The organism is Paenibacillus sp. OT2-17 (assembly GCF_009827695.1).
Lineage (GTDB): Bacteria > Bacillota > Bacilli > Paenibacillales > Paenibacillaceae > Paenibacillus > Paenibacillus polymyxa_B.
The window spans coordinates 1-3,960 of record NZ_WUDQ01000342.1; the positions used below are offsets into that span (position 1 = coordinate 1).

Consider the following 3,960-nt stretch of genomic DNA (forward strand, 5'->3'; position numbering starts at 1 on the left):
GAATTTTGTGAAATCCTTACCATATGTAAATGAAGAGAAGGAAGGTCTTTCTATGGAAGCATTTTATGTCAATCGCGATGGGTCATTATCTACTCCATTACGGGGAAAGGATGTGTTGGCAAATCCTCTTTTGAACAAAGGTGTCGCTTTTACAGAAGAAGAACGCAAAGAGCTGGGTTTGGAAGGAATCCTTCCTCCAACCGTCCTTTCATTGGAGAAACAGAGCGTACGGGCATATCAGCAGTTTCTCGCACAACCCACCATGCTGCGTAAAAATGCTTCTCTCAACGACCTTCACAACCGAAATGTCGTACTCTACTACCGGCTGCTAACCGATCATTTGAGTGAAATGCTGCCCGTAGTCTACACGCCGACCGTAGGAACCGCGATTCAAGAATATAGTCACGAGTACAACCGCCCTGGAGGCGTATATTTGTCGATAGATAACCCGAACGGTATTGGACAAGCATTCCATAATTCTGGTTTGAGCGGCCATGATGTGGATCTGATTGTCGTGACAGATTCCGAAAGTATTTTGGGGATTGGTGACTGGGGCGTCGGGGGGATTAACATTGCTATTGGCAAGCTTGCAGTATATACGGCTGCGGCAGGCATTCATCCTGGGCGGGTGCTGCCAATTGTACTGGATGTAGGCACGAATAATGAAAAGCTGCTGAATGATCCACTGTACATCGGAAACCGCCATAAACGAGTTCGCGGAGAAGTCTATAACCAGTTTATTGATACTTTTATCAGCAAAACGTTAGCGCAATTCCCGAAGGCGCTTTTACATTGGGAAGATGTGGGTAGCGTTAATGCGCGCCATATTATAGAAAAATACGGTCAAAGCATACTCACCTTCAACGATGATATACAAGGTACAGGAGCAGTGACCCTGGCTGCGATTCTTTCGGCGGTGGGTGTCACCAAGACTCCGTTGCGTGAACAAAAAATACTTGTTTTCGGCCCAGGGGCTGCAGGGATCGGTAACGCTGATCAAATTCGGGGCGCTATGATCGAGGATGGCCTTTCCGTAGATGATTCATTCAAGTCCTTTTGGGCCTTTGATTATCGCGGGCTGTTAACGGAAGATATGGAAGACGTATTGGAGTATCAGAAACCGTATGTGCGCAAAAAGGATGAAGTCAGCTCATGGACCCGGTCGGGTGACGGCAAAATACCGCTACTGGAGGTCATCCGTCAGGTGAAGCCTACGATATTGATTGGAACTTCCGGTGTAGCAGGTGCCTTTTCTGAAGAGATCATCAAGGAGATGGCAAAGCATGTAGAACGCCCGATCATTATGCCCATGTCCAATCCTACAAACCTTGCAGAAGCAGTACCCGAGGATTTGATCCGGTGGACAGATGGCAGAGCACTGATCGCAACCGGAAGTCCTTTTGAGCCCGTTACCTATAACGATACAAATTTTGAGATTGGACAGGCGAACAATGCCTTTGTTTTTCCGGGACTGGGTCTGGGTGCGATTGTGGTTAAAGCCAAAAGGATTACCCCTGCGATGTTTACAGCGGCAGCAGTTGCTGTTGCCAATGGTGTAGATTCGAATACGCCTGGCGGTGCGCTACTCCCTCATATCCGAAAATTACGCGAAGTTTCGTACGCTGTTGCGATTGCGGTTGCAAAAGCCGCGATTCAGGATCAGGTAGCGCAGGCGCACATTTCAGATGTGGAACAAGCTATACAAGATGCAATGTGGAAACCGAAATATGCCAAGGTCAAAGCAGTGGAAAGTGTAATTCATCACCCTCACTAAGCCCAAAACACCTAACTAGAGGAAATTTAATATTTTGTACACTATGTTTGACATAGCATATGAACGAATGTACAGTAATAGTCAAAAGAATAGAAGTCCACTAGGGGAGCCACTATGGCTGAGACAAGAGCGTATCTTGGACCCTTTGAACCTGATCTAGTTCGTACTAGCGTAGGAAAGTGGAGCCTTCGTATATAAGGTTTCAAGCGTTTTTTGCGTATTGGGCCTATTGTTGAAGCCGCTCCATTTTTCCGGGGCGGCTTTTTAGCGTTGTTCCGGAATTATATTCTTACAGGACTTCTTGCTCTTCAATTTAATGGAGGTGGGGAAATTGAGTTTTACACAAGAACTCCGTCGGCAGGCGGACGGCATTTTTCAAGCGATTTTTGAGCATCCCTTTGTGAGAGGTATTGCTGAAGGAAGTTTGACAAGGGGACAGCTGATTCACTATGTAAAACAGGACTTTGAATATTTGAACGCCTACATGCGGATATACGGCATCGCAATCTCCAAATGCACGAATCGGGAGGACATGGCTGTATTTAATGAACAAATCTCTTTTATTCTCCACAGCGAGGTTCATCCGCATCAAAATTTCTGTGCTGTCGCAGGGGTGAGCTATGAAGAGTTGCAGGGATATCCGCTCGCTCCGTCGGCCCATCACTATATCCGTCACATGCTGACGGTTGCGCATGAGGGCAGCCTGGGCGAGATCTTGGCTGTGCTGCTGCCATGTATGTGGACGTATGCCGAGATTGGTCGCAGGCTGCTGGATGAAGTAAAGCCGGATGAGTCTCATCCGTTCTATGAATGGATGGGCTTCTATGGAGACCAGCTTGATGATACAACACTCAAGTTCCGAGAACGTGTAGATGCTTGGGCAGAAGGCGCAACGGCTGCTGAGCGAGAGCGGATGATTGAGCATTTTATACTGAGCTGCCAGCTGGAATATAAGTTCTGGGACATGGCTTATAACCAGGAAGAATGGCCGGTCCAGATGCAGGCAGCGGTCTTGGAATAGTCAGCCTGGCGATTCGATGCGTGAAGTACGGTTAATGCCCTGTTGAACCACCAACTATAGAGAGGATAATCATTATGAGTACATGGGAAAAAAGTTATTCGGATCTCCTGACGAAGGTACAAAACAGCAAACCTCTCGTTCACAATATGACCAATGTGGTAGTCACTAACTTTACGGCCAACGGCCTGTATGCATTGGGCGCCTCCCCGGTGATGGCCTATGCACCCGAGGAAGTAGCAGACATGGCAAAAATAGCGGGAGCCGTCGTGTTAAACATCGGTACGCTGAACCGCGAACTGGTGGATGCCATGATCATTGCTGGACAATCGGCGAATGCACACGGTGTTCCGGTCCTGCTAGATCCGGTCGGTGCGGGAGCAACGAGCTTTAGAACCGAATCGGCACTGCGAATCCTGAGAGAAGTCAAAATCTCATTGGTGCGGGGCAATGCAGCCGAAGTCGCGCATCTTGTTGGAGAAGCGCGTGAGATTAAAGGCGTAGATGCTGGTGACAGTGCTGACAGCGGAAATGTCGATCTGGCAATTCGGGCTGCTCAAACGCTCAATACAATGGTTGTCATTACTGGAAAAGAGGACGTCATCACCGATGGGGCCGAAGCACGAATGATAAGCGGTGGAGACGCGCTGCTCACGAAGGTAACCGGAGCAGGCTGCCTGCTGACCTCTGTGTTAGGTGCCTTTGCAGCTGTTGAACCCAGCCTGCTGCTCGCAGGTACAGCAGGCTTGGCATTTTACGGTGCAGCAGCTTCCCGAGCCGCAGCACGTACCGCAGAACTGGGGCCCGGCAGCTTCCAGATTGCCTTTCTCGACGAACTCGCCAAACTACATACAGGTTCGCTAGAGGGGCATGTCACTGTCCGTGAAGCCGGAACAACCACAGCAGGTGGTGCGCGATGACAGACGTTCGTGTACCCAGAGCACTGACGATTGCCGGTTCGGACAGTGGCGGCGGGGCCGGGATTCAAGCCGATCTCAAAACCTTTCAGGAGCTTGGCGTGTACGGCATGTCGGCTATTACGGCCGTTACTGTACAGAATACTTTAGGGGTCCACGGCGTATATCCGCTACCACAGGAAGCAACAGCGGAACAGATCGAAGTTGTAGGATTAGACCTTGGAGTGGATGCCCTGAAGACTGGCATGCTG

General features: G+C 49.5%; 4 protein-coding genes and 1 riboswitch. All 4 genes read left to right on the top strand.

Annotation, left to right across the window (positions count from 1 at the left end; translation table 11 throughout):
* The first annotated feature begins 52 nt into the window (after window positions 1-52).
* Complete coding sequence (locus GRP75_RS20810) at window positions 53-1,774, top strand: NAD-dependent malic enzyme (RefSeq protein WP_160790250.1); 1,722 nt, start codon at window positions 53-55, stop codon at window positions 1,772-1,774.
* A gap of 92 nt (window positions 1,775-1,866) precedes the next feature.
* A riboswitch (TPP riboswitch) is annotated at window positions 1,867-1,969 on the top strand.
* 136 nt (window positions 1,970-2,105) lie between these two features.
* A complete protein-coding gene (tenA, locus tag GRP75_RS20815) occupies window positions 2,106-2,795 on the top strand; it encodes a thiaminase II (protein WP_053325989.1) in 690 nt (229 codons plus the stop codon).
* Between the two features lie 74 nt (window positions 2,796-2,869).
* The gene (gene thiM, locus GRP75_RS20820; RefSeq protein ID WP_179086212.1) at window positions 2,870-3,712 is read left to right on the top strand and encodes a hydroxyethylthiazole kinase; all 843 of its coding nucleotides are present in this window, start codon (window positions 2,870-2,872) and stop codon (window positions 3,710-3,712) included.
* Window positions 3,709-3,960: bifunctional hydroxymethylpyrimidine kinase/phosphomethylpyrimidine kinase (locus GRP75_RS20825; protein ID WP_202404239.1), on the top strand; the 252-nt coding region annotated here is incomplete at its 3' end. The genes thiM and GRP75_RS20825, both read left to right, overlap by 4 nt.

Coding starts and splice junctions, on each gene's coding strand:
- thiM (WP_179086212.1), top strand. CDS start 2,870: ATGAGTACATGGGAAAAAAGTTATTCGGATCTCCTGACGAAGGTACAA.
- GRP75_RS20810 (WP_160790250.1), top strand. CDS start 53: ATGGAAGCATTTTATGTCAATCGCGATGGGTCATTATCTACTCCATTA.